Annotated in this window: 1 rRNA gene; it reads left to right on the top strand. The window is 46.3% G+C overall.

Annotated features, from left to right (window positions below):
• Positions 1-298: ribosomal RNA gene (locus P0G09_RS19105) — 23S ribosomal RNA — on the top strand; the annotation flags it as partial.

The raw sequence follows: 298 nt of genomic DNA, 5'->3' as shown, positions 1-298 counted from the left end.
CGGAGAAAATCCAATCGAACCCGGAGATAGATGGTTCTCACCGAAATAGTTTTAGGACTAGCCTCAAGTTAGATACCTGGAGGTAAAGCACTGAATAGCCTAGCGGCCGAGAGGATAGCGAAGCTTATCAAACTCAGAATGCCAGAGTATTGATGCTTGGGAGTCAGACAGTGTCAGATAAATGTCATTGTCTAAAGGGAAACAGCCCAGATCTACAGCTAAGGTCCCAAAGTCAGGTTAAGTGGAAAACGATGTGAAGATACGCAGACAACCAGGATGTTGGCTCAGAAGCAGCCAC

This window comes from Faecalibacterium sp. DFI.5.82 (assembly GCF_029076575.1).
In the GTDB taxonomy this organism is placed as follows: Bacteria; Bacillota; Clostridia; order Oscillospirales; family Ruminococcaceae; genus Faecalibacterium; species Faecalibacterium duncaniae.
Note: the sequence above shows the minus strand (reverse complement) of the source record. Positions and strands in the feature narration are given on the sequence as shown.